24 protein-coding genes and 2 pseudogenes are annotated in these 26,794 nt (G+C 68.7%); 15 read left to right on the top strand and 11 right to left on the bottom strand.

Features of this window, described 5'->3' with window-relative positions:
• The first annotated feature begins 640 nt into the window (after positions 1-640).
• Positions 641-2,020 carry an erythromycin esterase family protein gene (locus tag ACH4D5_RS24280; protein WP_398306291.1) on the top strand — a complete coding sequence of 460 codons (1,380 nt, stop codon included), beginning with the start codon at positions 641-643 and terminating at the stop codon, positions 2,018-2,020.
• 211 nt (positions 2,021-2,231) lie between these two features.
• Here ACH4D5_RS24280 and ACH4D5_RS24275 read toward each other — a convergent pair whose 3' ends face one another.
• Positions 2,232-2,717: a DUF6326 family protein gene (locus ACH4D5_RS24275; RefSeq protein WP_398306288.1), complete on the bottom strand. Its 486-nt coding sequence runs from the start codon at positions 2,715-2,717 to the stop codon at positions 2,232-2,234.
• Positions 2,718-2,885: 168 nt separating this feature from the next.
• On the opposite strand from ACH4D5_RS24275, the gene ACH4D5_RS24270 reads away from it, so the two are divergent.
• The gene (locus tag ACH4D5_RS24270; RefSeq protein ID WP_398306285.1) at positions 2,886-4,025 is read left to right on the top strand and encodes a sensor histidine kinase; all 1,140 of its coding nucleotides are present in this window, start codon (positions 2,886-2,888) and stop codon (positions 4,023-4,025) included.
• Positions 4,022-4,678: a response regulator gene (locus ACH4D5_RS24265; protein WP_398306281.1), complete on the top strand. Its 657-nt coding sequence runs from the start codon at positions 4,022-4,024 to the stop codon at positions 4,676-4,678. The genes ACH4D5_RS24270 and ACH4D5_RS24265 overlap by 4 nt, the downstream gene beginning before the upstream one ends.
• Before the next feature lie 396 nt (positions 4,679-5,074).
• Here ACH4D5_RS24265 and ACH4D5_RS24260 read toward each other — a convergent pair whose 3' ends face one another.
• Entirely contained in the window at positions 5,075-5,353 is a 279-nt protein-coding gene (locus ACH4D5_RS24260; protein ID WP_398306278.1) for a hypothetical protein, read from the bottom strand.
• Between the two features lie 357 nt (positions 5,354-5,710).
• Positions 5,711-7,195 carry an FAD-dependent monooxygenase gene (locus ACH4D5_RS24255; RefSeq protein WP_398306275.1) on the bottom strand — a complete coding sequence of 495 codons (1,485 nt, stop codon included), beginning with the start codon at positions 7,193-7,195 and terminating at the stop codon, positions 5,711-5,713.
• A 91-nt stretch (positions 7,196-7,286) separates the two neighbouring features.
• Between ACH4D5_RS24255 and ACH4D5_RS24250 the strand changes: the two genes are divergently transcribed.
• Both ACH4D5_RS24250 and ACH4D5_RS24245 read left to right on the top strand, forming a co-directional pair.
• Positions 7,287-7,916: a TetR/AcrR family transcriptional regulator C-terminal domain-containing protein gene (locus ACH4D5_RS24250; protein ID WP_398306272.1), complete on the top strand. Its 630-nt coding sequence runs from the start codon at positions 7,287-7,289 to the stop codon at positions 7,914-7,916.
• Between the two features lie 221 nt (positions 7,917-8,137).
• Positions 8,138-8,809 (top strand): annotated as a pseudogene (locus ACH4D5_RS24245) (hypothetical protein); the annotation flags it as partial.
• 2,715 nt (positions 8,810-11,524) lie between these two features.
• Here the strand turns inward: ACH4D5_RS24245 and ACH4D5_RS24240 are convergent.
• A complete protein-coding gene (locus ACH4D5_RS24240) occupies positions 11,525-12,385 on the bottom strand; it encodes an aminoglycoside phosphotransferase family protein (protein WP_398307060.1) in 861 nt (286 codons plus the stop codon).
• A gap of 175 nt (positions 12,386-12,560) precedes the next feature.
• On the opposite strand from ACH4D5_RS24240, the gene ACH4D5_RS24235 reads away from it, so the two are divergent.
• Both ACH4D5_RS24235 and ACH4D5_RS24230 read left to right on the top strand, forming a co-directional pair.
• Positions 12,561-13,052 carry a hypothetical protein gene (locus ACH4D5_RS24235; protein WP_398306270.1) on the top strand — a complete coding sequence of 164 codons (492 nt, stop codon included), beginning with the start codon at positions 12,561-12,563 and terminating at the stop codon, positions 13,050-13,052.
• Positions 13,053-13,348: 296 nt separating this feature from the next.
• A complete protein-coding gene (locus ACH4D5_RS24230; RefSeq protein ID WP_398306267.1) occupies positions 13,349-14,170 on the top strand; it encodes a DUF1963 domain-containing protein in 822 nt (273 codons plus the stop codon).
• A 37-nt stretch (positions 14,171-14,207) separates the two neighbouring features.
• Here the strand turns inward: ACH4D5_RS24230 and ACH4D5_RS24225 are convergent, their stop codons facing one another.
• Both ACH4D5_RS24225 and ACH4D5_RS24220 read right to left on the bottom strand, forming a co-directional pair.
• Positions 14,208-14,966, bottom strand: coding sequence for an SDR family NAD(P)-dependent oxidoreductase (locus ACH4D5_RS24225; RefSeq protein WP_398306264.1), 759 nt, complete (start codon positions 14,964-14,966; stop codon positions 14,208-14,210).
• 139 nt (positions 14,967-15,105) lie between these two features.
• Complete coding sequence (locus ACH4D5_RS24220; protein WP_398306261.1) at positions 15,106-15,372, bottom strand: Atu4866 domain-containing protein; 267 nt, start codon at positions 15,370-15,372, stop codon at positions 15,106-15,108.
• A gap of 139 nt (positions 15,373-15,511) precedes the next feature.
• On the opposite strand from ACH4D5_RS24220, the gene ACH4D5_RS24215 reads away from it, so the two are divergent.
• Positions 15,512-16,369 (top strand): helix-turn-helix transcriptional regulator, encoded by an 858-nt coding sequence (locus tag ACH4D5_RS24215; protein ID WP_398306258.1) that lies wholly within the window; start codon positions 15,512-15,514, stop codon positions 16,367-16,369.
• A gap of 376 nt (positions 16,370-16,745) precedes the next feature.
• Here ACH4D5_RS24215 and ACH4D5_RS24210 read toward each other — a convergent pair whose 3' ends face one another.
• Positions 16,746-17,219: a hypothetical protein gene (locus ACH4D5_RS24210; protein ID WP_398306255.1), complete on the bottom strand. Its 474-nt coding sequence runs from the start codon at positions 17,217-17,219 to the stop codon at positions 16,746-16,748.
• 144 nt (positions 17,220-17,363) lie between these two features.
• Here ACH4D5_RS24210 and ACH4D5_RS24205 point away from each other — a divergent pair, with 144 nt between their 5' ends.
• The 3 genes from ACH4D5_RS24205 (at position 17,364) to ACH4D5_RS24195 (ending at position 18,976) form a co-directional block, all read left to right on the top strand.
• Positions 17,364-17,699 carry a hypothetical protein gene (locus ACH4D5_RS24205; RefSeq protein ID WP_398306252.1) on the top strand — a complete coding sequence of 112 codons (336 nt, stop codon included), beginning with the start codon at positions 17,364-17,366 and terminating at the stop codon, positions 17,697-17,699.
• Positions 17,700-17,757: 58 nt separating this feature from the next.
• The gene (locus tag ACH4D5_RS24200) at positions 17,758-18,060 is read left to right on the top strand and encodes a hypothetical protein (RefSeq protein ID WP_398307058.1); all 303 of its coding nucleotides are present in this window, start codon (positions 17,758-17,760) and stop codon (positions 18,058-18,060) included.
• A gap of 562 nt (positions 18,061-18,622) precedes the next feature.
• Positions 18,623-18,976, top strand: a complete 354-nt coding sequence (locus ACH4D5_RS24195; RefSeq protein ID WP_398306249.1) for a WD40 repeat domain-containing protein — start codon at positions 18,623-18,625, stop codon at positions 18,974-18,976.
• Positions 18,977-19,251: 275 nt separating this feature from the next.
• Here the strand turns inward: ACH4D5_RS24195 and ACH4D5_RS24190 are convergent, their stop codons facing one another.
• Positions 19,252-19,977, bottom strand: a complete 726-nt coding sequence (locus ACH4D5_RS24190; protein ID WP_398306246.1) for a nucleotidyltransferase domain-containing protein — start codon at positions 19,975-19,977, stop codon at positions 19,252-19,254.
• A gap of 65 nt (positions 19,978-20,042) precedes the next feature.
• The gene (locus ACH4D5_RS24185; RefSeq protein WP_398307057.1) at positions 20,043-20,564 is read right to left on the bottom strand and encodes an NUDIX domain-containing protein; all 522 of its coding nucleotides are present in this window, start codon (positions 20,562-20,564) and stop codon (positions 20,043-20,045) included.
• Between the two features lie 286 nt (positions 20,565-20,850).
• Here ACH4D5_RS24185 and ACH4D5_RS24180 point away from each other — a divergent pair.
• The 4 genes and pseudogenes from ACH4D5_RS24180 (at position 20,851) to ACH4D5_RS24165 (ending at position 23,679) form a co-directional block, all read left to right on the top strand.
• Positions 20,851-21,629: pseudogene (locus ACH4D5_RS24180) on the top strand (transposase).
• Between the two features lie 356 nt (positions 21,630-21,985).
• Positions 21,986-22,603, top strand: a complete 618-nt coding sequence (locus ACH4D5_RS24175) for an SMI1/KNR4 family protein (RefSeq protein WP_398306243.1) — start codon at positions 21,986-21,988, stop codon at positions 22,601-22,603.
• 370 nt (positions 22,604-22,973) lie between these two features.
• Positions 22,974-23,348 (top strand): hypothetical protein, encoded by a 375-nt coding sequence (locus tag ACH4D5_RS24170; RefSeq protein ID WP_398306240.1) that lies wholly within the window; start codon positions 22,974-22,976, stop codon positions 23,346-23,348.
• Positions 23,349-23,403: 55 nt separating this feature from the next.
• Positions 23,404-23,679 carry a hypothetical protein gene (locus tag ACH4D5_RS24165; protein WP_388368343.1) on the top strand — a complete coding sequence of 92 codons (276 nt, stop codon included), beginning with the start codon at positions 23,404-23,406 and terminating at the stop codon, positions 23,677-23,679.
• Positions 23,680-25,170: 1,491 nt separating this feature from the next.
• Here ACH4D5_RS24165 and ACH4D5_RS24160 read toward each other — a convergent pair.
• Together ACH4D5_RS24160 and ACH4D5_RS24155 are read right to left on the bottom strand one after the other, a co-directional pair.
• Positions 25,171-25,800 carry an NUDIX domain-containing protein gene (locus ACH4D5_RS24160; RefSeq protein WP_398307055.1) on the bottom strand — a complete coding sequence of 210 codons (630 nt, stop codon included), beginning with the start codon at positions 25,798-25,800 and terminating at the stop codon, positions 25,171-25,173.
• 287 nt (positions 25,801-26,087) lie between these two features.
• Complete coding sequence (locus ACH4D5_RS24155; RefSeq protein WP_398306237.1) at positions 26,088-26,756, bottom strand: TetR/AcrR family transcriptional regulator; 669 nt, start codon at positions 26,754-26,756, stop codon at positions 26,088-26,090.
• Between the last annotated feature and the right edge of the window lie 38 nt (positions 26,757-26,794).

The following is a 26,794-nucleotide window of genomic DNA, read 5'->3' as shown; positions in this document are numbered from 1 at the left end:
GGCACCCTCGATGCACCCAGGACACGGCGTCCCGCCCCGGGGCCAGGCCAACTGCGCCGCGGACTTCCAGAAGAGGGGGTCGCGGGTGTCGGTCGTCGACCTCGGCACCGTCGACCACCAGAGGTGACGAACGCCTCGGCTCGAACGTGCGGGCAACAGCAGAAGTAGTGCGATGGTTCAGCACGCTCCGTACGGCCGGCAGGCGATGACCAGCCTCCAGCCTCTGAGCCGTGGAGCCCAGCGCGACCAGCCGGCCCACGTCCGTCGGTTGGAGTGATGGCGGGCAGGTTGTCCATCCAGTATCCGGTCGGCTCCACAGCTTCTTCGGAGTCGGGCTGTTCGACCGGCGGCAGCGTCTCCAGCGGCGGAACGCCGTCCCACCGACCGCCTCCGCCGACTTGTTCCCGGGCCGTACGGCTGGCCGGCACTGTGACCACAGCCGGCATCGGCCACGAGCACCGGCACGTACCTATGCCCCTAGGTCGCCGCGCGCACGGAGACGTGGCCGGGTGGTCCCGGGCGTACCGGGGGTTTTCCCCCTGGCAGGTTGGCGGACAGCACCAGCGCGCCCCGCAGACCGCCCGAGCCATGATCGTTTCACCGCACCCCCGGCGGATCACCGAAGCGAGGAGAGATCAGGATGACCGTGCACCCGCAGGCGATAGACCGACGGAAGTTGCTGGCCGCGACGGCCGGACTCGCCGCCACCGCCCTCCTGGCCCCGGCAGCCTACGCAGCCCCTGCCACCAGACCGGAAGGTCGTGCACACGCGGGCCAGGCGGCGAAGAACGGCCAGGCCGCTGCGGTTCGCGGGCTGGAGCGCGCCGCGCATCGTCTGAGGTCGACGGAACCAGGCGGACGTACTTCCGACCTGCGCGCACTGGGCGCGATGATCGGCGACGCGGAGGTCGTCGGTCTGGGAGAAGCCACCCACGGTTCGCACGAGTTCTTCGCCATGAAGGAACGCGTCTTCCGTTACCTCGTCGAGGAGAAGCGCTTTGCCACCTTCGCCCTGGAGATGAGCTGGACGGCCGGCCTGCGCATCGACGAATACCTGCAGGGCGCCCCCGGCACCGCCCGGCAGGTCGCCAAGGAGGCGCTGGCCGGGTCCCCTTGGGAGCGCGAGGAGTTCGTCAGCCTCCTCACCTGGATGCGCGGGCACAACGACCGCCACCCCAGCCGCCGTGTCCGCTTCATGGGCAACGACGTCGGGGCACCCAAGCTCGGCAGCGCGATCTTCGAGCGGGTCCTCTCGTACGTCCGTGTGAACCGCCCCCAGGACCTCGCCCGCCTCGAAGCGCTGTACGCCCAACTGCCGCCGCTCGACGACATATTCACTTACCTTGGCCAGCCCTTGGACGAACGACGGCGCAACGCCGTCACCGCCCAGCAGGCCTTCGACCTCATCGCCAGGGGCAAGAAGACGGGTGGAGAGGACCATGCGTGGGCGGAGCAGCACGCGCGTAACATCCACCAGACCTTCGCGTTCGCCTCGCTCGACCTCTCCGACCCGGAGTCCGTCTCTGCGGCGGAGCACCTCCGCGACCGGGCCATGGCCGCCAACACCGTCTGGTGGCAGCGACGTACCGGCGACAAGATGCTGCTGTCGGCGCACAACGGGCACGTGGGCTACCTGTCCACCGACCCGGTGATGTACCCCACCACACAGGGCGTCTACCTGCGCAACGCCCTGGGCAGCCGCTACGTCGCCATCGGCTTCACCTTCAACCGAGGCTCCTTCCTCACCGCCACCACCCTCGGCAGCCCCTGGAACAAGGTCACTGTCCCACCCGCCACCCCCGATATGCAGGAGTACACCCTCGACCAGGTCCACCACCGCGACTACTACGTCGACCTGCGCACACTCCCGGCCGCGGCCCGCAGTTGGCTCGACACCCCGCGGCCCGTGTACGACGCCGGCTCGTCCTTCAAGAACGACCCGCTCCCCACCCTTGCCGTCAAGAAGGCCTACGACGTCCTCATCCACCTCCACCGGGTCCACGAGGCCGTCCCCCTCTGAGGCCCCGTCGTCCCGCCGGCCCACCACCCCGTCCGTCCGGGAAGCGCTCCTCACCGGAGCGGGAGAGCTGACCCGCCCCGTACCGCGAACAGGCATCTGGCGGATGCGGACCACATCCGGGCCGGGCACTCCGCGGTACACGGTCGGCCGGAGCCGTGGGAAACCACGTCGGGGCGGGCGGCCGCTCTGCGCGCGCTCCTACCGCGCGGGTTCACGCTTGCTGCTGGGGGCCAACGGTTTGACGGTCCGGGCTGGTCGCCGTGGTCGCCGACGGTGTGGTGCGGGGCCAGGTCCAGGCGTAGCGCAGGATGAGGGCGAGAACGATCACTTCCAGTACGACGCCAAGGCCGTAGAAGTACGTCCAGGACTCACCCACCGCGTTGAATGCCGCGAAGGGGACCTGTATCGAGGCCACGATGAGGTTCGTGATGCGGTTCGCCCGGGCGGGCAGCGTCATCGACAGCACGACCATGAGGATCGGGATCGCCATGAGCACGAGGAAGGCGGTCAACAACGTCTGGCTGATGTTGAACTCCCAGACGACGCCGGCCTCGATGTCATCGATGACGCCGGGCTTGAAGAAGGCGAGAATGTCCACGTAGACGTACAGGAACATGAGGCTTGTCCACGCTGCGGCGAGCTTGGCTCTCACCGGGATCCGCTGGTCTTGCAGTGCGGTCGTGGTGGGTTGACGCATTCTCATCGTGGGCTCCGTTGTCGTGGTGAGGACTGGTAGGCCCACGATTGCCGAGCCCGGCGGCGGTCACATCGGCGTCGAGGCCGGACCCGCCTCGGCCGTTGGGAGAAGCGGCGTCTCGTTCTTTCGGCCGGTCCCCGACGCCTCGGCGGTCCCTAAGCTGGGAGTGTGACCACCAACGCCCTGAGCTCGCTGTGGGCCGAGCCCCGCGCCACGGACGCTCCCGAACGGGTGCCGCGCGACTGGGTGTTGGTCGGGGTGTTGATGGTGACGGCGCTGCTCGAAGGGGTTCTCCGGGACGACGTCGCCTGGCGGCCGTTTGCGACGATCGTGGCGGTCGGACTTGCGCCGGTACTGTTGTGGCGGCGTACCCATCCGTTGGCGTGTGTTGTCGTGGCCTTCGGCACCGCGATGGCGTTGGGGCTGGCGAGCCTGCTGGGCGGGGCCCCGAGCGTGGGCCTCGACACGATGGTCTACATCCTGGTGTTCGTCTACGCGCTGGTCCGCTGGGGTTCAGGGCGCGACATCGTGATCGGGCTGGCGGTGGTGGCGGTCGCTGCGGGAATCGGTACGGTCGCCGACTACACCGGGCCGGCCGACGTCATCGGCGGACTCGCCGTCCTGACGGCGGCGGCGGACGGAGCGGCGTTCCGCTACCGCGCCGAGAGCTGGCGCCGGGCGCTGGACCAGAGCCGCAGCCAGGAGCGGGTCGGCCTCGCGCGCGAGCTGCACGACATCGTCGCCCACCACGTCTCGGCGATCGCTGTGCAGGCGCAGGCGGGCCGGGCGATGGCCGGGCAGCGACCTGAAGCGGCGCTCGAGGCGCTGGTGGTCGTCGAAAGGGAAGCGTCGCGAACGCTCGCGGAGATGCGGGCGATGGTCCGCGTGCTGCGCGACGGAGCGCCGGCGGAGTGCGCCCCTCAGCCCGGCGTTGCCGACCTGGTGTCCCTCGCCCGACGCACCCCGGTCCCGATCGTCGACGTGAAGTTGCCGGATGACAGGGACGAACTTCCGCCCCAGGTCGACGCGGCGGTCTACCGGCTGGCGCAGGAGGCGCTGACCAACGCCCTGCGGCACGCCCGCAACGCCTCGCGTGTGGAGATCCGGGTCGTAGAAGACGCGGGAAGGCTGCGACTACGCGTGACCGACGACGGACAGATCGACCCGGCACGGTCGGCGAACCACGGCTTCGGGCTGCTGGGGATGACCGAGCGCGTGCAGCTGCTCGGCGGCACGCTGCGTGCCGGACCGGCGCCCGAGGGCGGGTGGGCGGTCGACGCCGAAATGCCGACGAAGGTACGCCGATGACGGTACGCGTGCTGGTTGCCGACGACCAAGATCTGGTGCGCACCGGCCTGTCGATGATCCTTGACGCGCAGCCCGACATCGAGGTCGTCGGTCAGGCCGCCGACGGCCACGCCGCCGTCGAGCTGGCGCATCGGCTCCGCCCCGACGTGTGCCTGGTCGACATCCAGATGCCCGGGCTCGACGGCATCGAGGTGACCAAGCTCCTCGCAGGGCGGGGCGTCCCGGACCCGATCGCCGTGGTGGTGATCACGACATTCGACCTCGACGAGTACGTCCAGGGCGCGCTCCGGGCCGGCGCCCGAGGCTTTCTGCTCAAGGACGCCGGACCGGCGCTGCTCGTCCAGGCCGTCCATGCCGCCGCCGTCGGCGACGCCCTGATCGCGCCGAACATCACCCGGCGGCTGCTGGCCACCCTCGCCGCCAAGGAACCGTCGAGCCGACGGACCCAACCGATCGAGCCGCTCACCGAACGCGAGGAGGAGGTGCTGACGCTGGTCGCCCGTGGCCGCACGAACGCCGAGATCGCCGCCGAGCTGTTCATCGGCTTGACGACCGCCAAGACTCATGTCGCCAGCCTGCTGACCAAAATCGGCGCCCGAAACAGGGTCGAGATCGCGATGTGGGCGTACGACACCGGCCGGGTGGGGGCCTGAACATGCATCCATCGCGCTGTAGTTGGTCCGTGGACGACGAAGCGAGAAGAGGTGCCTGCTGACCTGGGGTGATGGGAGCTCCTACGCCAAGGCCGTGAAGAAGGGGACTTCGGCGATCTCGGCATCGGAGATCCAGCCCTGAGCGCGACGGTGAGCGAGAACCGTGCGCCGGCTGCGCGGCATGCCTGTACGACCTTGTGGGGCCCAACTCATCCAAGACACCCAGCAAGCCGCTTGGGCAGTTCCTCGGCGAGCGCGTCCAGCTCGCTCCGGCGCGCCGTGATCCGCTCCAGCTCGGACCTCCCCGCTCCCTCCCGCGATCCGGCGGTGCAGCCGCCGGCGACGGATCGTAGGTGGGTCCCCACGACAGGCGCGCAGATCCACGATGTACACCGCTCAGTGGGGTGGCAGGATGCCTTCCTCCTGGGCCACGTGGGTGCAGGCCATGGCTGCTGCCGTCATTCCGAGTTGGTCGAGTACTTCGATGGACTCCAGCAGGATCCGGGCGTCGGTATCGGCCATGGCGTTGCCGCAGCGGTCGCGTTCGGCCAGGTCTTCGGCGGTCGTGGCGGTGCGTAGCGCTGTGACGCGGTCGGCCAGCGCTTCGCGGGAAGACTCCATGGCGGCGATGCCGCGCACCGCACGGACGATGTCTTCATCGGTCATGTCGTTCATGTCCTCCCAGACGGTGCCCGGCTGCCTCTCGTCACACCGCCGTCCCCGCCTGTGAGGCAGAACACGGCGCCGTCTGTGCTTCTTGGCCGAGGTCTGAAGGACGGACGGCCCCGCCACCGGGGGGGGATGGTGGCGGGGCCGTCGTGCTCGGAAGGGGGGAGCCGAGCTGTCTGATGTGCTGGTGCCCCGGATCTGAGGCGGTATGCCTGCTGCCGCGTACATACCCCAGGCTGGAGGCCGCCGGCTGCCCGTACGTACCGCCAGCTGCCGGCTACCTGTTGTCCTGTGCGCGGCGCCGCCCCCTTCGGGGCTTCGCTTCGCGGCCGACTCGGCAGCTGTTGTGGCGACACGCGCTGATCAGTTGCGTGCCGTCGCCCTCGAGTGGGTGGTGGCGAGACTCGCGCTCAGGTCCTCGGCGAGGGCGGTGTCGTCCGGTGCCGTACCTGCCCAGGCGATGTGGCCGTCGGGGCGGACGAGGGCGGCGCGGACACCGGTGAAGCCGGCAGGGAGCTGGAACGGGGTGGCGGCGTGGACGCGCAGCCAGGCCCGGGCGTACCCGGCGAGGCCGCCGCTGCCGGTGAGGTCCAACAGGAGGTGGCTGTCGGCGCGCAGCAGAGCGAACAGGGTGGTGTCGCCGAGGGGGAGGTCGGGGGCGCGGGTGCCGGTCAGCGGGTGGGCGTCGGGGGATGTGGGCGCGTAGGTGACGGCGAGGGAGCTGACCTGGGCGGCCAGGCGGTCGTTGAGGTTGGGCAGGGTGGTGATCAGCCGGGCGAGCAGGCCGCGCAGGTCGCGTCCCTCGGGGGTGAAGGCGGTCATCAGGGCGACCTGGGCCCGGCTGGTCTCGGTGAGGTCGGCGCCGACCGGGTGCCGTTCGGAGTGGTAGGTGTCCAACAGTCCATCCGGCGCCCAGCCGTTGAGCGTGGCGGCGAGCTTCCAGGCGAGGTTGGCGGCGTCCTGGATGCCGACGTTCATGCCGACACCTCCGGCGGGGAAGTGCTGGTGGGCGGCGTCACCGGCGAGGAAGACGCGGCCCTTGCGGTACTGGTCGGCCAGGCGAGTGGCGTTGCCGTAACGGGAGAGCCAGACCGGATCGCGCATACCGAAGTCGGTGCCGGCCACGGAGACGACGTTCTCGCGCAGTTCCTCCAGTGTGAGGTCGCCGGGCCAGGTGGTGGTCAGGTCGCGGGGGGTGATGCCGACCAGGCGGTGGATGCCGCCGGGCATGGGGACGACCATGAGGGAGCCGGTGGGGCCGAAGCGGCTGTAGCCGGGGGCGGGCGGGTCGTCGAGGACCACGTCGCCGAGCCAGCCGAGAACAGTGGAGGGGGTGCCGGGGTATCCGATGCCGGCCGTGGTGCGCACGGTGCTGCGGGCGCCGTCGCAGCCGACGAGGTAGGCCGCCCGGAGAGTGGTGGTGCCATGGGGTCCCGTGGTGTGCACGGCGACGTGGTCGGAGTGTTCGGTGAAGCCGGTCACCTCGTGGCCGCGCAGGATGTCCGCGCCCAGGCCGAGGGCCTGGCCTTCCAGTAGTGCCTCGGTGCGCTCCTGGGGCAGCGCGAGGGTGTAGGGGAAGGGGCTGGGCAGGCGGCGGAAGTCCAGGCGTGAGTCGAGGGTCCCGAAGTGGCCGCCGGGCAGCGGTATGCCCTCGTTCACGAAAGGCTCGTGCACGCCGCGGGAGGCGAAGGTCTCGATGGTGCGGGGATGCACGGTCAGGGCGCGGGAGCGGGTATCGCGTTCGGTGCGGGGCTCGATCACGGCGACGGCCACGCCGGCACGGCGCAGTTCGCCGGCGAGCCACAGGCCCACGGGTCCGGCACCGGCGACGACGACCTGGTATTTCATGATCTTTCCCTTTCTCGACGCGCGCGCTCTGGTACTCGACGCGCGCACTCTTGGTCGATGACCAATGCTTGCCGTGCAGTAAACTAGGTCGGTGACCAAGAGGCAAACCGGGAAAGACGCCACGGGGCAGCTCACTCGCACCGCCGTGATCGATGCCGCCCTTGATGTATTGGACGAGCGGGGACTGGACGGGCTCTCGACCCGGGCGGTCGCCGATCGCCTCGGCGTACGCATGAACACCGTGCTGTGGCACGTGAAGACCAAGGCCCGGATGCTGGAACTGATGGCCGACGCCGTCCTCGCCGGCATCCGCTACGAGGACCTGCCCGACGCCCCCCTGCAACGCGCCCGCGAACTCGCCGGCCGCTACCGGCGCACACTGCTCGCCCACCGTGACGGCTCCGCCCTGGTCACCGGTACCTACCCGGCCGAACCGAACACGCTGCGCTTCGCCGACCGCCTCATCGGCGCACTCCTGGAAGCCGGTGCGGACGAACAGCGGGCGGCATGGACGGCCTGGACGGTGAACTACTTCGTCCTCGGCCTGACCCAGGAGGAGCAGGCCGCCCCCGAGGCCGAGGAAAGCGACAAGAGACTGGCCCAGGCCGTCGATCCCGCTGCGCACCCTGCACTGCAACAGGTCCTGCCACACCTCCGGCACAACTTCGAGGAGCGCTTCACCTTCGGTCTTGAGGCGATCCTCTCCCGCATCCCTGCGTGACAGCGCGACATCGACGACGCGAGCGCGGTACGGGCCGCAGGCCTTCACCGGCCTCCTGGAAGGGGTAGCCGCACACGAGCGGGCGGCCTCAGAAACAGAGCTCATCGCGGCGGCACATGGCTCTCGCGCGTGCGTAGTTGACGCGCGAGGGGTGGGGACCCAGTGGCCGTTCCAGGAGACTGGCCGGTGAGGTGGGCAGCGGGCGCCAGAGGGGGAGGCACATGGGGCACGTGGGGCTGAGCCATCAGGACGCCGTCCGGCTGCTCGGGGGCCGGGAGGACGCCATGGTGGCGGCACTGGATCGGCTGACCGGCGGGCTGCTGCTCGCGTCGTCGGCCACGGGGGCGGGTTTCGCCGCGAGCCTGTTCGACGTCAGAGGCGAACTGTCCAGGCTGGGCGCCGGTCTCGTACACGGCCTCGGCGAACGCGCACGCGGCCTCACCCGCTTCGAGCGCGGCGAACGGATGGCAGCTGCCCACGCCGTGGTGGTGCTCTCGGCGTACTTCGAGGTGCTGGCCGAGACCGAACTCCCGTGCGGCGCAGAAGACTTGGAGTTGACCAGGGCCGAACAGGTAGGGCTGTCAGCGGGGGAGCAGCCCCACTCCCACCGGCTCCACGCCCTGGCTGACACCCTGCTCCGTTCGGACGTGCCGATTCCCTCACCCCACCGGCCGTACGAGGAGACCCTTGCGACGCTCAGCGGGTTCTACCGGCGTCTGTCGGGGGAAGTCACCCGCTTCGTGTCCGGACTCGCGGTCTGGGACCGGCTCGGCGACACCCAGCGGACCCGCTTCCAGCAGACGATGTCCGACGGCCTGCCGGACCGGGCCGGCACACGGTACGAGGAACTGTTCCGGCAGCTCGCCATGGATTTCCCGGAGGTCGCCTTCTGGGCGAACCTGGTCGATCACCAGGCCACTCGGTCGCAGCTCCGCTCCTTGCGGGCCGGCCTCGACGAGCTGGGCCGGGCGCTGTCCGAGTTGGCGTCATGCCGGACCCCCGATCCCTGGCTGACCGGGCTGGCCCGCGCGCACCACGCAGTCCTCGACCGCCCGATCCTCACCTCGCGGGACGTCCTGGACGGACTGAGCCTTCCGCCGCTCGGCGCCGCGTATGTGAGTCCGGACTTCCGGGTTGCCGAAGTGGGACCCACCGATCGCTTCGCCGAGGAGGGGTGGTGGGCCGAACAGCAGGTTCGCGAGGACCTCGACCACTTCCTGCTCGGCCACCTCACCTCACCGCGGGCTGTCCGCGCCCCGCTGGTCGTCCTCGGCCAGCCGGGGTCGGGCAAGTCCGTCTTCACCCACGTCCTCGCAGCACGCCTGCCGCCCGCGGACTTCCTCGTCGTACGCGTGGAACTGCGCGACGCGACCGCCGAGGCGGATCTGCAGACACAGATCGAGCAGGCGGTGCGGTCGGCCACGGGTGAGGCGGTGACCTGGCCCGAGCTGGTGCGGCGCGGGGCGGGGGCGCTGCCCGTCGTTCTCCTCGACGGCTTCGACGAGTTGCTCCAGGCGACGGGCGCCAGCCAGAGCGACTATCTGCAGAAGGTCGGTGACTTCCAGCGGCGCGAGATGGCCCAGGGGCGCCCCGTCGTGGTCGTCGTCACCAGCCGTACCGCGGTCGCCGACCGGGCGCGGCCTGCGGAGGGCATGCTCGCCCTGTGCCTGGAACCGTTCAGCGACGCCCAGGTCACGTGGTGGCTGCGGATGTGGAACCGCACCAACGCCACCGGCTTCACCGCTCGCGGTCTCCACCCCCTGGAGCCCGAAGTCGCCTTGCGCTACCGGGAGTTGGCGTCCCAGCCACTGCTGCTGTTACTCCTTGCGCTCTACGACGCCGACGAGAACGCGTTGCAACGCCGCGACGAGGCGCTGGGGGAGGGGGAGCTCTACGAACGGCTGCTCACCAGCTTCGCCGCCAGGGAGGTCCGTAAGGCCGCCGCGGGCCTGGACGACGAAGAGTTCGACGCGGCGGTGGAACGACAGCTGACCCAGCTGTCCCTGGTCTCGTTCGCCATGTTCAACCGCGGAAGGCAATGGATCGGCGTAGCGGAACTCGACAGGGACCTGTCCGTACTCGCGCCTGACATCGACCCGGCAGGCGCCGGCCTCGGCGGCCTGAGGGCCAGTCTCAGCACGGCGGACATCGTGCTCGGCCGCTTCTATTTCGTCCACGAGTCGCGGGCGAACCGTGACGGTCTGCGCCTGCGCACCTACGAATTCCTGCACGCCACCTTCGGGGAGTACCTGATCGCGCGGCTCGTCACCCAGGAACTGGACGACCTGGCCGCCGAGTTGAGCTCTTCGGTGCGCCGCAGCCGACCCGCGGTGATCGACGACGCATTCCTGCACGCCCTGCTCTCCCACATGCCACTGACCACGCGCGGGACGACCCTCTCCTTCGCCTGCGAACGGCTGCGCGCTCTGCCGGAGCCGCGCCGCCGCGGCGTGCGCGACGTGCTGCTCGACCTGTTCCGGCACACCGGGGAGATACGACACGACACCCGGTACAGCGACTACGTGCCCAACCCGCTGCCGGTGACCGCCGGGCCCGCCCGGTACTCGGTGAACCTGCTGGTGCTCGCCGTCGCGACGGCAGGGGAACTCACCGGCAGCGAGCTGTTCCCGCTGGAGCACGACGTCGTATCGGCATGGCGGGCCGCCGCACTCCTGTGGCGGTCACAGTGCCCCACGGAGGCGTGGCACGGACTGGTCGCCACACTGGCGCTCGAACGCGTCTGGGACGGTCGCCGACGGGATATCAGACTGTCACTGCGGCCGGACTCGGAGCCTGATCCCGTGCCACTGGACGCGCACTGGACGTACGACCGTGACCGGGACGACCACTACCGGCAGGCCGCACGGAGAGACGGCGGCTGGTTCTCCTGGATCACGCACCAGAACACGAGACTGCGAGCCCAGTCCCACTTCCTCTGCGACGTTCTCGACGACGTCCTCGCCCACGGCCTCGAACCCCTGGCGGGCCCGTGGGACACGGCGGTCACCACCTTCTTCGACGGCGGAGACGACCCGCCCGTCTCGGCGGCCCACGCGATGATCACCCTCTGGCTGCGCATCGACGAGGACTGCACCGCACGAGAGCTGACCGCGGCCTTCGACGTCTGTCTGCAGACAGCCCTCAACAGCTTCGCGCCCACCGACGACGAGACCAGACAACGCTTCCGCCTGATGTTCCTGCGCCGCCTGGCGGCGGACTGGCGACGCGTGGAACCGGAGTGGGTGGAGCGTGCGATGAGGAGCATTCATGATGGTGGCAAGGACGCGACGGTCGACGGCGGCGCACTGTTCTACGAACTCGCGCGGGACATACATTCCCGACGCGCTGCAGGCGGCACACTGGACGGACGACGGACACGGTCGAGGGTGCGCCGACCACACAGGCGTCTGATCCGCTCGACTGGGCCCAGGAGGCTTCGTGCAGGGCGGCGCACGCCATCGACCGGTGGCATATGCCCTCGCGACGCCAGGCCGTCCGGGCGGGGGCACCGGCGGGAACACCAGCACCGTCACACAACGGATGGCGACATCGCACAGGGCCAGAGGACACGCACCTCATCGCCCGGAGACAGCAGCACGGGACGATTTCTACAGCCCGCCCAGTCGCTTGTTGATCGTGTCGAGTGTCGGCCAAGGAGGACCGTCGTGCAGTACGCGCAACAGTTCTTCTCCGAATCGCCTCCCGTTCGGAAACTGGTCGCCAAGCTCCCAACGCCACGCGGCGACCATCGCAAGGACGAGCTGTCGGCACTCGTCCAGCAGCCCTTGGTCGATGTTCGGGTAGTGCTCGCAGACCGCCTCGGGGACATGGGCGAGGTCGAACTCGACGGGTCCGCGGCAGCATGTCTCAAGGTCGATGAACAACGGGCCGTTCGCCGTGCTGAGCACATTTCCTGGATGCGGCTCGCCGTGGAGCAGCTGCTCCACGGCGCCGCGGTCGTCGATCGCTCGTCGCACGCTGGCCAGCTTGCCGCTGAGAAAAGCTCGGTCCGCTTCGGCGAGTTCCGGCGAGCGAGCCGGATCGGCGACAACTTCTTCCGCCTCGGTGATCCGGTCGGTGAACCTCGGGCTGGGCACATCGACCTCGCGCATGCGGGCGTGCAGCTGCTCCAGTGCCTTGGCATAGCCGGCTGGGGAGGTGTGAGGTGTCACGGGCTCGTAGTAGGTCCACAGCGTCACTGCGAAGCCATCGCGCGTGTACACACGCGGGTCAGCCCGAGGCTCCAACGGACACACCGGGCTCCCGGCCCCGGTGAGCCGCTGAGCGAGGTCGACTTCGAACTCTGCAACCTCTTGTCCCACAGGGGCGACCCGGGCAAAGACGTCACATGGCGTCAGCCGCAGGGCCAGCTTGTTCGAGTTGTGCAGAACGATAGCGTCGTCGGTCGGCAGGTCGAGCGATGCGGCGACCGAAGTCGCAGCAGTGATCGCACGCGTCACGTCGGTCATCTCCACCCTTGAATCTTGGCATGGATGAGGGAGGACGGTGCCAACTTGGGTGGCTAGGGGTCAACGTCCCTTGCTTGGCACAATAGAGGGGCGCTACCAGACCGACTTCAGTGGCAAGCGGTCTAGGTTCAGGGACAGGGGATACCAGCGAGGGCGACTCTGGCAGGATGACGGCATGTTCGATTTCGGCATCGCGGGTTACCAGCCAGCATGGTTGGACGGCTGTGGTGACGTCGTGCGGGAACATGGACATCGCCTGCGGGGTCTTGCCGGCCGGACGCTCACGAGGGCCTGGATGGTCTGGGACCTCAGGGATGACAAGTGGTTCTGCGACTGCCCGGTGCTGTTCGACTTCGATGGCCAGCAGGTCGAGATCAACCATCAAAAGCTGGGCGATCTTTCCCTGACGTGGAACATGATCGACCCTACCCACCCAGTCCGATGGCCCGGCTTCGACCTGCAATGGCGACCCGAACCTCTTCCCGAGCTGCACGCTCCGCAGGGGCTGCCAGTCAAGGGGGCCGAACTGCTCGAATGGGTGGGCGGGGACGTCGCTCAGGGAAACGTCGACGTCAGCTTCGCCTTCGAGACGGGTCGAGTGACCGTCTTCAACGCACTCGACGAGAACGGGGTGAGCTTTGACCCTCCCGGGATGACCGAACTTTGACAGGGGCAATCGGCGAGCTCAGCTTTACGACGCGAACTGTTGCCACCGGGACGGTGAAGCTGATTGCGGTCAGGGACATGCTCTGCCAGGTCAGCTCCTTGCCCGTGTCGAGTGCCGCGTTCGTGGCCGTGGAGGCCGAGTCGACCGTGACGAGAGCCGGCAGGCTGTTGTGTACGCCCCGGTGACGCGCCGGTACTGACAGACGGTCACGGGCCGGGTCGCGAGCGCAAAACCCCTACATGCAAAAGGCGTTGGGCCCTGGCGCTGCCCGCCCATGGGCCCGTTAGGGTAGCCCGGTGACCGACGAGAGCGTGGATGGACTGAACCACTTCCGAGCCGAGGCGACATCCCGAGGCCTGGCGTCGGAGGAGGTGGATGAATGGATACGTGGCGCCCTGCCGGCGGTGTACCTGGCCGAGGGCGGTGACGGCCCCCTCGTGGCCCGCGTCGGTGGCAACCCCCTGCTGCCGCATGACGTGCCGAAGCCCTCCGACCCCTTCGTGGCCTCCGTCGACCTCGCGGCTCTCCCACCGGGGGCGACCAACCTTCCACTGCCCGCCGACGGCTACCTGCTCTTCTTCTCCGGCACCGATGTGCAAGGCAGCGAGGGACAGGTACCCGATGCGGTGCTGTACGTCCCCGCCGGAACCCCTACAACCCCGACCTTCCTCGAACACAGCTGGCGCGAGCCGTACCGGCCGCGTGAACTCCGCACGGTCTGGCACCAGCCGAGCGCGCAGATGCCGGAGAGCTTCGCCCTCGACAGATGGGGTGCCTTCCCCGAGGAGGAGCAGTTCGAACTCGCCGACGAACTCAGTGACGCCTGGGCACACGTTGGCGGCTACCGCCCTCCCTGGGTCTTGCAGATCGGCGGCCATCCGGTCTCACCCCAGAACGACCCCGTCCACTACGCTCGTACGCCCGAGGAGGCCGACCACTGCGAGCAGGGCGGTGCGGCCCACGAAGAGGCCGCCGGCGACTGGGCCCTCCTGGCCACCTGGAGGTGCGGTGACGACGTCACGGAACTGGACTCCGGCGTGGCCCACTGGGTGATCCGCCACCGGGACCTGACGGCCCGGCGCTTCGACCGGGTCCACCGCTACGTCGAAATGGCCTGACCCCGCGGGGCACGTGGACGTCGTACGGCTGGATCGTTCAGTGCGCGGTGAGCCCGCCGTCGACCACCAGCTCCGCGCCGGTGACGAACGAGGAGTCGTCGCAGGCCAGGAAGAGGATCGCGGGTGCGATCTCGTCGGCGCGGCCGGCTCGGCGCATAGGGGTGCGTCGGATGTCCGGCTGCTGGTCGCCCTGGTCGTCCAAGAGGTCCTGGATCATCGGCGTGGCGATCACCCCGGGATGCACCGAGTTGATCCGTACTCCCTGCCGCGCGTACTCGACCGCGGCGGTCTTGCTCAACAAGCGCACGGCCCCCTTGGACGCCTGGTAGGCCGCAGCCGCACCACTTCCTACCAAGCCGAGAACCGACGACGTATTGATCACCGACGCGTTGCCGCTCGCACGCAGGAGCGGCATCGCCGCCTTCATGCCGAGCCACGTGCCTTTCTGGTTCACGTCGATGACGCGGTCCCAAGCCTCTTCCCGCGTGCCCTCGATACCTGGCCAGTCCAGGATGCCGGCGAGGTTCACGAGCACGTCCAGCGTTCCGAACCGGTCGCGTACGACGGTGATCACTTCGTCCCACTCGCGCGCGGAGGAGACATCGAGGCGAGCAGCGACGACCTCCGCACCGCATGCCCCGATCTGGTGGGCCAGGTCCCGTAGGGGGCCTTCGGCGATATCGGTGATCACTAGCCTGGCGCCTTCGCGGGCGAAGAGTTCGGCGGTCGCTGTGCCGAGGCCGCCGGTCGCGCCCGTGATCAGCGCGACCTTGCCGTCAAGTCGTTGTCCTGTCATGGATATGGTCCTTGATTCTCGTTGCTGCTGACTGACCGGCTGACTGCCGTGTCGGGATTTCTCGGTCCGCCGGCGGCAGATTCGCCCCTGGCGCCCCCGGCGCCTCCGGCGGCCCGGGGCGCCCGTGGCCCGGCCTCCTCTACGACGACTCCCGCTCCCGGTAGAGCACGAGATGCTCGTGATAGAGCACCCCGCCCCGGATGTCGCCCGTGGCGGTGAACCCGGTGTCGTCGACGTAGTCCAGGTGGCTGCCGGTCACCGTGTACCGGCCGGTGTACGCGCTGCGCCGCTCGCCGCGGGCTTCGTCGTAGCGGCCGTCCGGCAGCAACTCCTGACGGATGTGACCATCCGCGGTCACCCACATCCCGACCACATCGACGTGGTCGCCCTCAACGGTCCCGGCCATGACGGACTCCTCTCCTCGAATGGTGTGGTCCTTCCTGCTCCACCGAGTCTGGGCAGGTCAGCGGCCATCAACCAGGACGCGTACTGCCTGGGTGTGGCACACCCAGGCAGCTCACCGGGCCGCCGCCTAGCCTGAACACATGGACGACAACCACCTGGGAGACTTCCTGCGCACACGCCGCAACGGCCTGCGGCCGGAGGACGTCGGCATGGCGAGCCATGGAACCCGCAGAGTCGCCGGACTGCGCCGAGAGGAGGTCGCCGTCCTGGCCGGAGTGAACGCCGACTACTACACCCGTCTGGAACAAGGACGAGAGCGCAACCCCTCATCCCAGGTGGTCGACGCGCTCAGCCGCGCGCTGCGCCTCGACACGGACGCACGCGCGCACTTGTACCGGCTGGCCGGGGCCACGCCGAATGACCGGCCCTCCGTCCACGCCGCCGAGCGGGTCAGCCCTTCGCTGCGACAGCTCATGGACGGCTACCCGAACACTCCGGCGTTCGTCATGAGCCGGACCCTGGACTTCCTCGCCGTCAACGCCCTGGCCGATGCCCTCTACGCGCCGTTCGAGCCGGCGGACAACTTGGCCCGCATGACCTTTCTCGACCCGGCGGGCCGAAGCTTCTACACGGAATGGGACCGGGCGGCACAGGCCACCGTCGCCAACCTTCGCGAGGCAACCGGATTCGACCCGGACAACCCACGGCTACGCGAACTCGTCCGCACCCTCACTGAGCACAGCGCGGACTTCACCCGCCTCTGGAACGCCCACGCCGTGCGCGGCAAGACCCAGGACGCCAAACAATTCCTCCACCCGGACGTCGGCCCCCTCACCCTCACCTACCAGGCCTTCGACGTACGCGACGCCCCCGGCCAGCAGCTCGTCATCTACCACGCCGAACCAGGCAGTCCCAGTGCCCAGTCCCTAGATCTGCTCGGTTCCATCCACGCCACCCGGCGCCGCCCCGACCTCGACAGCGTCCACGACTCCCTCTAAGCCCAAGAACGTGAATTTCGCAGGATCCTGTACGCACGGGCCGACCACCGACCGGTGCACTGAAGCCGTCCCATCCCGGTCTTCTTCGGCCAAGGCCTGCGTGAGGACCACCTGCGCAGAGGACACGAACGGGAGAACCAGAATGGGAGGACCAGACCCTCGACCACTTCCTTGAGGCTCTGGCGGCATGGATGCACGACTCGCCTGCCTGGTGCTTCAGGCCGCCACCGTTTATGAGTGAGAACGCGTCTTGGAACCTACTTCGAGGGTGCCAAGACGCGTACTGAGTCTGGCAGCAACGCCATTGAGGCCGGCATTCGTATCGCCTCGTCGCCGCCTGCCCAGACGCTTTGACGGACCGACCACCGACGGAGGGCTATCGAACAGGACCGCACTCGTCGACCAGAACGGTCGGTTCCGACAGGAACACGTTCGGGTCGACGGGCCCAAAGGCAACGTTGAACGTGTCGAGCCAGTACGACCAGTCCCGTATTCCGGCGGCGCTGCTGAACCGGTAGTTCAACTGCCATCGAACCCACTGCCCCGGGACCAAGCGCACCGCCGGCGGCCGCCGCGGGCGCGGCGGCAATCCGAACAACGGCTCCACACGCGCCAGCACCCGCAGCCGACCGCCTTCGTCTCGCAAACTGAGTCCGACCCGGCGCAAGTCACTCTCGCTCTCGCGAGGTTCGAAACCGTCGTGCTCGGACATCCGGATGACCTGGGCGAAGGAAGGCGGCACCGGTGACACCAGGAACCCCGTTGGCGCCGCGTTCCTGCGGGCAGCAGCCTCACCGCCCCTGGAGTGCTTCGTCCAGGACGTCCTGATCCACTGCACCGTGATCTCCACTGCAACCGCCTCTCGCCCGGGACACTACGGCGACCACAGCCTGAACGGCACCCCGGTTTCGGCGTGCTGCCCGGCAGCCCGAAGGATTCCGGCCGAGACGGACCTGTTCCACGGCGCTAGAGTCCAACAGCGGAGGAGGTGAAGATGGCGCTGAATAAAAAGGGTTCCAGGCGCATAACAGTCGACGGGATCGAGTACCGCTGGCGAATCCGCAGGAAGCCCTCCTACATGCAGGGACTCTGCTGGACACCGATGACCTACGCGGTCGAAGCGGCCAGCGACAGCCAGCCGGGCACGACCTTGATCGTCACCAGCGGCCAGGCCCATCCCAGCAACTGGGTGAGCGTCGAGACGGAGCCGATTCGTCCCGCTCACGTTGCTGAGAGCATTCGCGAGGCACGGCGGCAAGGCGGGGATCCAACCCGGTTCGGTTCTCCTTTCCAGCTCGACCGATCCGCAGGATTCACTGCTCAACCGTGAGACGAGGTCGAGTAGCGCGGCGCATCTGGCCCGGCATCATGGCCTGGTGACCACATGGATGCGCTGCTACTGGGACGAGGAAGACACCTGGTTCTACTTCGAAGTCGACGCCGAAGGCTGGGTGACCCGGCAAGTCGAACTCGAAGGGCCTGAACTGATCCCGATCACAGCTGCCTCCCTCGCCGTGTGGCAGCGTGCCCGCGACGCAGGCCGCCTCGGTGAGTACGACAGCAGGTTCGGAATCACAGCCGAGCTGCCCGTCTCGGAATGGGAAGGACACGACCCCGAACAACTCACCTCCGAGGAGTTCGAGAAAGTCTGGGGCTGTGCCCGCCAGCAGATCGCATCCCAGCCCAGCTGACTTCTCGCCGCCGCAGAGGCTTCTTGGCGTCATCGCGGCATGACACCGAGTCCTTCCCCGCACCGTCCGGGCCGTCGACACCGCTCAACTCCTGGGCTTGGCCCAGGAGGCCGCCAAGGGGGCCGGAGCGGTCCGCGTACAGGTGAGCACCCGAGTGGTTCGCACCCTCGTCGTCCGCGACGCCCTGGCGGGACAGCGCGGAACGCGGCGGCCGCCCGGCATCGAGGAAGCCCGTTTCAACCCGGACGGGCGCACGCTGATCACCCTGGAATGCCGTTCCGGGCAGGGGAGTTCCGGCTGTGCGACGGTCGCGACGGCACGGTTCTGCGTGCGCTGCCGGGGCGAGTGTGCGCCGACTGCGGTGGCCCGGCCCTGGCCTTCTCCCCGGACAGCGCCGCTCTCGCCTACCGCGTCGAGGAACTCATGGGCACAAGGATCCGCCGATGGCACCAGCGGCACGGCAAGGAGGAGGCGTCACCGACGGACCTAGCGTCGTGGGTGGACAGCCTCGTCCTGCCCGGGGCCGGCGAGCCGCCCGTGACGGCGGGCTCGGCCGACCGGGATGCAGGACGTCGACGACACGCGCCCCGGCACCGGCAGGCCTGTCCTCACACCCGACGGCCGTGAACTCCTCTCCCTGGACAGCTGGATGACCGATGTTTGGGCCGGGCGTTCGCGACCCGTGCTGCGCGGCGAGAACTCGCTGGTGTCCGGCACGTTCAGCTCCGACGGCCGCTTCCTCGCCGTCGCCGATGAGAACGGCAGGCTCACTTTGTGGGACGGCCGGGCCCGCCGCGCCCTCGCCGTTTTGGCGGAGGACGGGCCGAGAGGGGGTGAACCGCAGCGGGTCGTGGCCTTCTCCGCGGACGGCCGCTACGTCGCAGCCAGTGCCGCCGAAGGCTCCGTCCAGGTCTGAGAGAGGGACACGCCGCGGCTCGACGGCGCTCGGTACGCGGGTACGGGCGGCCCCGTTCTCGCCCTCGGCTTCAACGGCGAGGAGTTGCGCGTCATGACCTCGCGCGGCGCGGTACGTGGCATCTCCGTCACGGCGGGGCGCGCCGCGGACAGCGTGTGCGCGCGAACACGCGGCGGACTGACCCGGCAGGAATGGCGGACGTACCTGCCGGACTTCCCGTACCGGCGGACGTGTTGAGCCAAGGAAGACCAGCGCCCGCTGTGGCCGTCATCAGCTCAGGCTCGCCATCGGTGGGCATACCCCTCCATCAACGGTCCACCGAACAGGTCGAGCGCCTGCTTCACTGCGGTGGCCAACGGCAGGGGGTCGGCACGCTCGGCTACAACCTGATGGCCGTCCAACAGGGCTTTGCCAAGTACGGGGTCCGCACCCAGCAACCGGCGGGGAACCCATTTGCCAATGCCAGTCCAGGCTCCGTGGTGGGCGGTGACCAGGTCTGCCGCTTTCCGCAACACCTGGTCAGCGAGAGACAGCTGTTCATACCGGTTACCCGCCGGAGTATCGATCAGGTCGTCCAGGAAGCAGGTCAGAACGTAGCGACCGTGTTCCCACTCGGCCTTCGTGAGCGGGGGAGGCCCAGAGGCGAGTACGTCTTGGGCGAGCTGACGCGCACCGGCAACATGCCCGTGCGGATCAAACAGCGGTAGACCCTGGGCATAGATGAACAGGACGGTTCCGCGACGTCGAGCGCGGTCCCACGCGAAGAACTCCGGCACGTCCGCGAGGGTGTTCAGGAACAACTCGACGATGCGGCCCTCATGACGGATCACCTCCCGGCGGCTGGTCTCCGAGTCAGGGAGCAGAACGGCCACGTCCAGATCGCTGGACGAAGTGGCGCGCCCTTGAGCGGCAGAGCCTCCGAGTATGGAACCCAGGGCATGCGGAGAGTGCTCTGTGACTACACGGAGAGCATGGGCTTGGACAGCTTCTTGATCATCCATGGGTGCTCATCGTGCCAGCTGCCAGCTGCCAGCTGCCAGAGACAGATCGCTAAGCATCGCTTGGCTTACGACCTTGCATTTCTGGGACGGAGTCCGAACGCGAGATACCGGTTGAAAGCTGCGTGGCTGTCGGGGGCGAAGTTCCACTCCAGCAGGGCCTGCCGCAGTTCCGGCTCGGTCAGCCAGCCATGCCAAGCGATCTCATCAGGATCAGCGGCCACGGCGTTCGGCACCACGGCTTCGTGAACGCCGAGCCAGTGAGGGCTCAAACCGCTGCGGTTGATGAACGTGAACAGCAAGCGCGGCTGCGCATGAACGCCCAGCTCTTCGGCCAGCTCCCGCGCGGCGGCCTGCTCATAGGACTCACCGACACCCACGGCTCCACCGACCACGGCCTCATAGAACCCGGGGAAGCGCGACAGCTGGTCCGACCGTCGGGTAACGATGATCCGCCCACCCTCATCACGACACACCGTAACGGCGACCCGGTGTAGCCAACCCTCCCGAACTGCCTGCCGACGACTGACCACCCCCAGGACACAATCCTGATCATCGACACGCTCCACCAGTTCGTCCACGCCGCACACCCTGGCATAGCCCACTGACAGCGCTGCTTCTCGGGATCTGTCGGTTCTCAAACACTCACTGAGATGGCGTTTAGCCCGCTTCTGTGGCGCTTAAGACCGTTTAATGGTGAGTGATTGGTGGAGCGGGAGGGGGCGGTAGTTCGGTTGGGGTGGAGGAGACAGTGAAGTCGTTTTTGCGCCCCATCTGCTCTTGTTTCATCCCAACAGGAGCTGGTTCACGCCGAATATCTCAGCTCCGGTCTCGCACGCCCTGCCGTCCCGCTCGCGCTTGCCGCCTCCTGGCGGTATGAGAGAACGGCGGCGGTATCCCAGCGACCTGCCCGATGCCCGATGGGCCCTGGTAGAACCGCTGTTGACGAGCTGGCGGGACGGCAAGGCCCGCCACGGGCTCAACATCGGCACCCCGCCCCAGCACGATCTGCGTGACCTGCTTGACGCCATCCTCTACGTCGCCCGCACTGGCATCCCCTGGCGTTACCCGCCGCACGACTCCCGGCACTGGAACAACCCTGCTGAGGCGCCGGATCCGCGAGGAAGAGGGCCGCAACGCGGAGCCGACGGGCTTCGTGATCGACGCCCAGAGCGTGAAGACCTCGACGAACGTTCCCGCCCGTGAAACAGGGCGCTGACGTGGGCAAACGGATCGTCGGCCGCAAGCGCAGCATCATCATCGACACCACCGGCTTGATGCTCACCGTGCTGGTCACCGCCGCCAGCATCCAAGACTCCGCCGCTGGCGAACGCCTCCTCAACCGCTCCGCCGCCGACCATCCCGGCCTCCGCAGAGGCTGGGCCGACCGCGGCTACCGCGAGTGCCTCGTCGACCACGCCGCCCACCTCGGCGTCGACCTCGAAGTCGTCCCCCGAGCCCCCGGCACCAAGGGCTTCAAAGTCCTGCCCCGCAGGTGGGTAGCCGAACGCGCCCTGGGCAGGCTCATGCACCACCGCCGCCTGGCCCGCGACCACGAAGCCCTCCCCGCCCGCTCCACCGCCATGATCTACATCGCGATGACCGCCCTCATGGCCCGCCGCCTCACCCACGAACCAACCTGGCGAGGAGCATGAACCGCATCAACCGCGCGGAACGGGATGAAACAACGGGTAAAAGGCCCTCTTAGGGCACGACGACGGTGATTACGTGGCAAGTGGTGAGGGTGCCGGATCCAGAGCGGTGGGGACCGTTGCCAGCCGAGGGAGTGCTGGGGGTACGGGACTTGCCGGAGGCGGTGGCCCGGATCGGTCTGAGGACGGGGGAACCTGTGTGTGCGACCGGTGGCATGGTCGACATGGGGCTGCTGGATTTCATGTGCCCCGGAACGACTGCCCGACAGGCGAGACGCCACCGGCTGGCTCTGGCATCTGCCGTTCAGCGACGTCACGATCAGCCCAAGTCTGCGTCGACGAAAGTGAGGAGCAACCACATGTCGGTTGAACAGTCGTGGGAGAGGATCGAACGCTGGTTGGCCGAACACGCGCCGAATGAGGAGCCATTACCCGGCCCGTGCACCGAGACCGATCTGGAGAGGCTGTATGAGCGAATCGGGGTCCAGCTCCCGCCGGATGTCGAGGAGTCGCTACTACGGCATGACGGCTCAGGTCTGATCACGGTGCTCCCCATCGGGTGGACCCTGCACAGCTGCGGCAAGATCGCCGAGAGGTACGCGGAGTGGGCCCGGGACGCCCGCAGATTTGAGCCGCAGACGGGGCCGTTCATACCCGTCGGGGAGATCGGCGGGAACTTGCAGCTCCTCACCGATCCGCGCACGGGTCGCCTAGGCGAGTGGGACCGTGTGCAGGGCCACTCATGGGCCGAGGACCAATTGTGGAGTTCTTTTGCCAGCGTCCTGGAGTTCACCGGAAACGTCTTGGCCTCGACGCGCCCCTGGATCGCGATGTTACCCGGCGACGAGGAGTGGGAGGCGACGGACCAGGACCCGGACTTTCCCGGAACTCTGTCCTGGACCGAGGACCTGCTGCACGAGGTCGAGTGGGACATGGAGCGGCTGAACCGCGAATACGGATTTACCGATGACCGGTGAAGACGCAGGGCCCAGGGAACGCCCGAGCGCCGCCGGTGCCACTACCGCCGACGACAACGGCCTCCTCCGCGGCAATCCGCCGCCAGGGCCACTGGTCACCCAACTCCAAAGTCGCCGACGGCTACAGCCGCCACCGCGATGAATGGAGCGGCAACGTCAGGGCCAGGGCCCCCGCGTCCCGAAGGTCTACTGAAAGGGCCGGTTGCGGGGCGGGCGGTCGAGAGCCTTGGGAGTCGGCGGCGGGCCCCCGATTCCCTACTGAGGGCCAGGACCTCCAGAGGGTTGAACAGAAGGACTTGCCAGGGAAGGGGGTTGTCGGGCCTACGGCTGGGACGGCGAGAAGCTCACCCAGTGGAGCACCGACCAGACCATGGGGCAGTGTCTGCGCTGGAACGGCGGCATCACCGTTGAGATCGCGGAGACCCAGGACAACTGGTCGCGGCTCGGCCTGGCGCAGGCAAGGGAGATGACGTGCCGCCAGCTGGAGATCCCCGGCGACGTTCCCGTGGTGCTGCTCGTCAGCGACCGGATCTCAGACCAGGTGGACCTGGAGGCCGCCGAGGCCCTGTGTCGGGAACACGTTGACGCCCCGCAGGCACTCGCGGACGCACTCGTCGCCGCTGCCGGGGGTGAGGTCGAGGAGGACACCGGGGAGCTGTACCGCGACGATGAGACGGTGGTGATTCTGCGCAGGCCCGTTGCCTTACTGCCGCAACAGCTTCTTAGCTTGTCCTACATGGTCTGAGCCGCCTCGAGAGTGCGTGACGCGACCTGATCGGATGCTGAGTAGGGTTGTGGTCATGGCCAAGGGGATGGGGCGACGGCCCAAGGTGGATCTGGACAGCGGCGTCGAGGACGTGACGCTGTCCATCCTGGAGTGGCTTGGCGAACAGGGGGTCGGTGCCATGATCCGGGTCGACGCTGAGCGCATGCGTGACGGTCAGCCAGCGTGGACGTTTGCCGCTTCTGGTGGGCCGCTGGACGGTGGGATGAGGGCCGACGGGGCCTCGGTCGCTGAGTGCATGGGCATGGCACTGCTTCGATTGCGCGAGGCGGGGCTGGCCGTTCCATTTTGAAGTCGTGATCCGCCTTTTAGCTGATCGCGTTCTGTGATGCTTTCAGGGCCTCTGGTGGTCTTGCCCATGTCGTAGCGGACGGTGAGTGAGACAGTGCAGGACGAACCGTCGGTTCCGGCCTGGATGCACGCCTCCCGCCCCCCCCACCGCCGCTTCGCGTTCGCGGCCTGGGGTCTGGCAGTGCCTGCGGCCCTCGGCTCCTGCAGCGCGAGCTCCAGCAGCGTCGGGAAGGGCCGCCACCCCGGCTCGTGTTCCGGCCTGGGAGGGCTCTGCTCCTCGCTGTCCCGCTCCTGTGGCAGCCCATCGCCCACGGCTTGGACGACCTCAGCATGCGGCTCTTCGCGGTCTTCATGATCATGGGCGTCGGGATGCTCGCGGGAATGCTCGTCCTCGCCCTCGTCTCCGGAGCGGCCCGGCTGTTCGGAACTGAGTAGGCACCTGCCCACGGCGTGAACCGGGCTGGCCAAGCGGCATTGGCGTGGCTCGGAGGCGGAAAAGTGGATGCGTAGTGTCGTCGCCGCTTCCTGCCCATGACGCCGGAGTTTCAGGGCAGCGTGAGGCCGGCGGTCACGGCGTCGAGGTCGCGTTCGAGGTGTTGGGCGAAGTGCCGGAGGCTGGGCAGCCGCGCACCAGGTCATGGGGAGGCTGTGCGCGTCGGCGGTGGCCGTGGCACGGTGACTGAGGAGCGGGACAGCAGAGCGGGCAGCGGTCGCTCGCCTTCGAGTCGGCTCCTCACGCTGCCGTGGAGTTCCGGCGTCGTCGAAGGGCACGTGAATTTGGGTAAAAACGCTCAAGCGAGCCATGCATGGACGCGTCTCGACTCCGCTTTCACCGCGGCCCGCCGGAGATCCGCGCCTCATGGACACGTGAGCATAAATGCGGATCATCCGGGACTCCAGTGACCTGGTTGGCGATCCGGCCTCATTGGCAGTGCCCGTTCGAAGCGGGGGGGGGAGCATCCGATGCGGCTCTTATGGCCGGCAGGGGTCGAGCGGCCACAGAGGGCGTGCCTGGGGGGATGTGTTGCTCGTGCGCGTTCTCGCTTCGAGATGGGCCGGAGGGCAACAAGGTGGTGAGGTCGGTGGCGTGCGGCAGTTCGGTGAGGGGCTGTCGGGCAGCGCGGGGATCCCGAGCCGTGCGCGGGCCTGGTGGCCCGGCGGCGAGTTGGTCGGCCGCCGGGAGTCCCCAGTCGAAGAGCTCCAGGGTCTGCTCGGTGTGGCCAGGGCTCGGATGTGGGTGCGGCCGGTGGCAGGGTCGAGGGAGGGCGGGCCGAGGCGGGTGAGGGGCGCGGCATAGCGGAGGCGGGCGTATGGCTTGTCGGGGTCGCAGAGGTGGCCGAGGAACAGCGGCTCGCCGAACTCGGCCGCGGCTCCCTCGCGTACCTCCCGGCGCAGTGTGATGAGGGGGTTGCTGTGGTCTGGGGGTTCGGGGGCGCCGCCCGGCAGGAGAGCCGCGCCGGTGTCCGGTTCGAAAAGCACCAAGACGCGGCCGTCAGGGCCCAAAAGCCAGCCCCCGACCTGGCCTACCGAGGGCTGCTCTGGGGCGGGGTCGGCGTGGAAGGGCAGGTGGTGCCGGGCGCGGACGGTGCGAAAGGGGCCAGCCCTGTTCAGGACGGTGGGGGCGATCAGGAGGCCGTTCTCCAGCAGGGCGGGCCCGGCGGCATTGATGCGGGCGCGCAGGGCGGACAGGGCCCGGCGGGCGTCGCCGGGGGACACAGGTCCGGTAGCCGGGCGGGTTCGACGAACTCGACGGACTTGATCTCGCGGTGGGCAGCCGGATGGCGGTGATCTGCTCGTTGTCCCACGTGCCGCCGTCGTAGACGTGCAGGATCTCGCCAGGAAAGCGCATGCTGGCGGGCGCGTTGAGGCTGTCGGCGCTGACCCAGTCCACGGCGAGCCCTCGGTCGACGGTCATGGTGACGCCGAGCTCCTCCAGTAGTTCCCGCGCGGTGCCCTGGGCCGGAGACTCGTTCGCGTCGACGGCGCGGTCCGGCAGGAGGCAGGTCGTGCGGTAGTCGACTTGCTGGATCAGGACCCGGCCGCGCTGATCAGTGATCAGCACGGACGTACCGGTCCACAAGGCGGCCGAGGCGCGTAGGGCCCCGTACTCCTCGTTGGTCATCATCGTGCTGGACGGCGCGTCAGGGGAGGGCGTGGCGGTCGTCTCGTCTTCAATGCGGGCGGAACCATGGGAAAGCGGTCGGTCAGGCGACGAGCCGGTGAGGGGCACCCGGTGCGGGGCCGGGGGTGAGCCGGGTGAAGGACTCGGTGCGGATGATCTCGTCGCGTTCTGCTTCGGGCAGGCGCGCGAGCAGGCCGGGAAGAGGCCGCTCGCGGCGGCTTCGCTGCTGCCGGCCCCGACGCTCACGCCCCGCAGGGAGACCGCGGCGGGGAGATCCGACACCGGGCTCACCGCCGGACGGCACGCAGTCCGTCCAGGAGCAGCCGCAGCCCGAACTCGAAGTGTGCCGTGAAGTCCGTACTGGTGAGCACCGGGAGGGTGGCGGCAAGGTGTGGATACGTCCCTGCCTCCACCACCGCCTCGTGCAGGGCCCCCGCGTTGGTGGGCCCCCCGTCCTCCGGCCGGAGGGCGGCCTGTTCCTCCAGGGTGTGGCCGACGGTGAAGTGGGACACCGTGTAGAGCGCCCGCGCCGCCTCATCGTCGCTGAAGCCCGCCGCACGCAGCACCCCGATGAGGCCGTCGGCGAAGCCCAGGGTGTTAGGGCCGGTCGAGTGCGTACCGGCGTAGACGCGGGCGCCGTCGCGATGGGCGAGCAGGGCTGTGCGCAGTGCTCGGGCCAGGCACGCCACTCCCTCTCTCCAGTCGCCGTCCCCGGCCGGGCCGGTGGCGTCGGCGACGCCACCGACCATGTGCTCGGCCATGGCGGTGAGCAGGTCCTGTTTGGTCGCGAAGTAGCGGTACAGCGCACCGGCCTGGACGCCCATCGCATCGGCGAGCCGGCGCATGGTCAGCGCGTCGAGCCCGGACTCGTTCAGCAGGTCGAGGGCGGTCCGGACGGTGCGGGCCTGGTTGAGCCGGGCGGGTCGGCCCCTGGCTGGGCTTGACGGTGTGCTCATGGACCCCACTATATTGAACACCGTTCACGTGAACGCCG

The organism is Streptomyces sp. NPDC018029 (genome assembly GCF_044327655.1).
In the GTDB taxonomy this organism is placed as follows: domain Bacteria; phylum Actinomycetota; class Actinomycetes; order Streptomycetales; family Streptomycetaceae; genus Streptomyces.
This window is presented reverse-complemented; position numbering and strand designations above follow the sequence as displayed.

Excerpts from the sequence above, each read along its gene's own strand:
- ACH4D5_RS24280 (WP_398306291.1), top strand. The coding sequence starts at position 641 with ATGACCGTGCACCCGCAGGCGATAGACCGACGGAAGTTGCTGGCCGCG.
- ACH4D5_RS24275 (WP_398306288.1), bottom strand. The coding sequence starts at position 2,717 with ATGCGTCAACCCACCACGACCGCACTGCAAGACCAGCGGATCCCGGTG.
- ACH4D5_RS24265 (WP_398306281.1), top strand. The coding sequence starts at position 4,022 with ATGACGGTACGCGTGCTGGTTGCCGACGACCAAGATCTGGTGCGCACC.
- ACH4D5_RS24260 (WP_398306278.1), bottom strand. The coding sequence starts at position 5,353 with ATGAACGACATGACCGATGAAGACATCGTCCGTGCGGTGCGCGGCATC.
- ACH4D5_RS24255 (WP_398306275.1), bottom strand. The coding sequence starts at position 7,195 with ATGAAATACCAGGTCGTCGTCGCCGGTGCCGGACCCGTGGGCCTGTGG.
- ACH4D5_RS24240 (WP_398307060.1), bottom strand. The coding sequence starts at position 12,385 with ATGACCGACGTGACGCGTGCGATCACTGCTGCGACTTCGGTCGCCGCA.
- ACH4D5_RS24235 (WP_398306270.1), top strand. The coding sequence starts at position 12,561 with ATGTTCGATTTCGGCATCGCGGGTTACCAGCCAGCATGGTTGGACGGC.
- ACH4D5_RS24225 (WP_398306264.1), bottom strand. The coding sequence starts at position 14,966 with ATGACAGGACAACGACTTGACGGCAAGGTCGCGCTGATCACGGGCGCG.
- ACH4D5_RS24220 (WP_398306261.1), bottom strand. The coding sequence starts at position 15,372 with ATGGCCGGGACCGTTGAGGGCGACCACGTCGATGTGGTCGGGATGTGG.
- ACH4D5_RS24215 (WP_398306258.1), top strand. The coding sequence starts at position 15,512 with ATGGACGACAACCACCTGGGAGACTTCCTGCGCACACGCCGCAACGGC.
- ACH4D5_RS24205 (WP_398306252.1), top strand. The coding sequence starts at position 17,364 with ATGGCGCTGAATAAAAAGGGTTCCAGGCGCATAACAGTCGACGGGATC.
- ACH4D5_RS24200 (WP_398307058.1), top strand. The coding sequence starts at position 17,758 with ATGCGCTGCTACTGGGACGAGGAAGACACCTGGTTCTACTTCGAAGTC.
- ACH4D5_RS24195 (WP_398306249.1), top strand. The coding sequence starts at position 18,623 with ATGCAGGACGTCGACGACACGCGCCCCGGCACCGGCAGGCCTGTCCTC.
- ACH4D5_RS24190 (WP_398306246.1), bottom strand. The coding sequence starts at position 19,977 with ATGGATGATCAAGAAGCTGTCCAAGCCCATGCTCTCCGTGTAGTCACA.
- ACH4D5_RS24175 (WP_398306243.1), top strand. The coding sequence starts at position 21,986 with ATGTCGGTTGAACAGTCGTGGGAGAGGATCGAACGCTGGTTGGCCGAA.
- ACH4D5_RS24170 (WP_398306240.1), top strand. The coding sequence starts at position 22,974 with ATGGGGCAGTGTCTGCGCTGGAACGGCGGCATCACCGTTGAGATCGCG.
- ACH4D5_RS24165 (WP_388368343.1), top strand. The coding sequence starts at position 23,404 with ATGGCCAAGGGGATGGGGCGACGGCCCAAGGTGGATCTGGACAGCGGC.
- ACH4D5_RS24160 (WP_398307055.1), bottom strand. The coding sequence starts at position 25,800 with ATGACCAACGAGGAGTACGGGGCCCTACGCGCCTCGGCCGCCTTGTGG.
- ACH4D5_RS24155 (WP_398306237.1), bottom strand. The coding sequence starts at position 26,756 with ATGAGCACACCGTCAAGCCCAGCCAGGGGCCGACCCGCCCGGCTCAAC.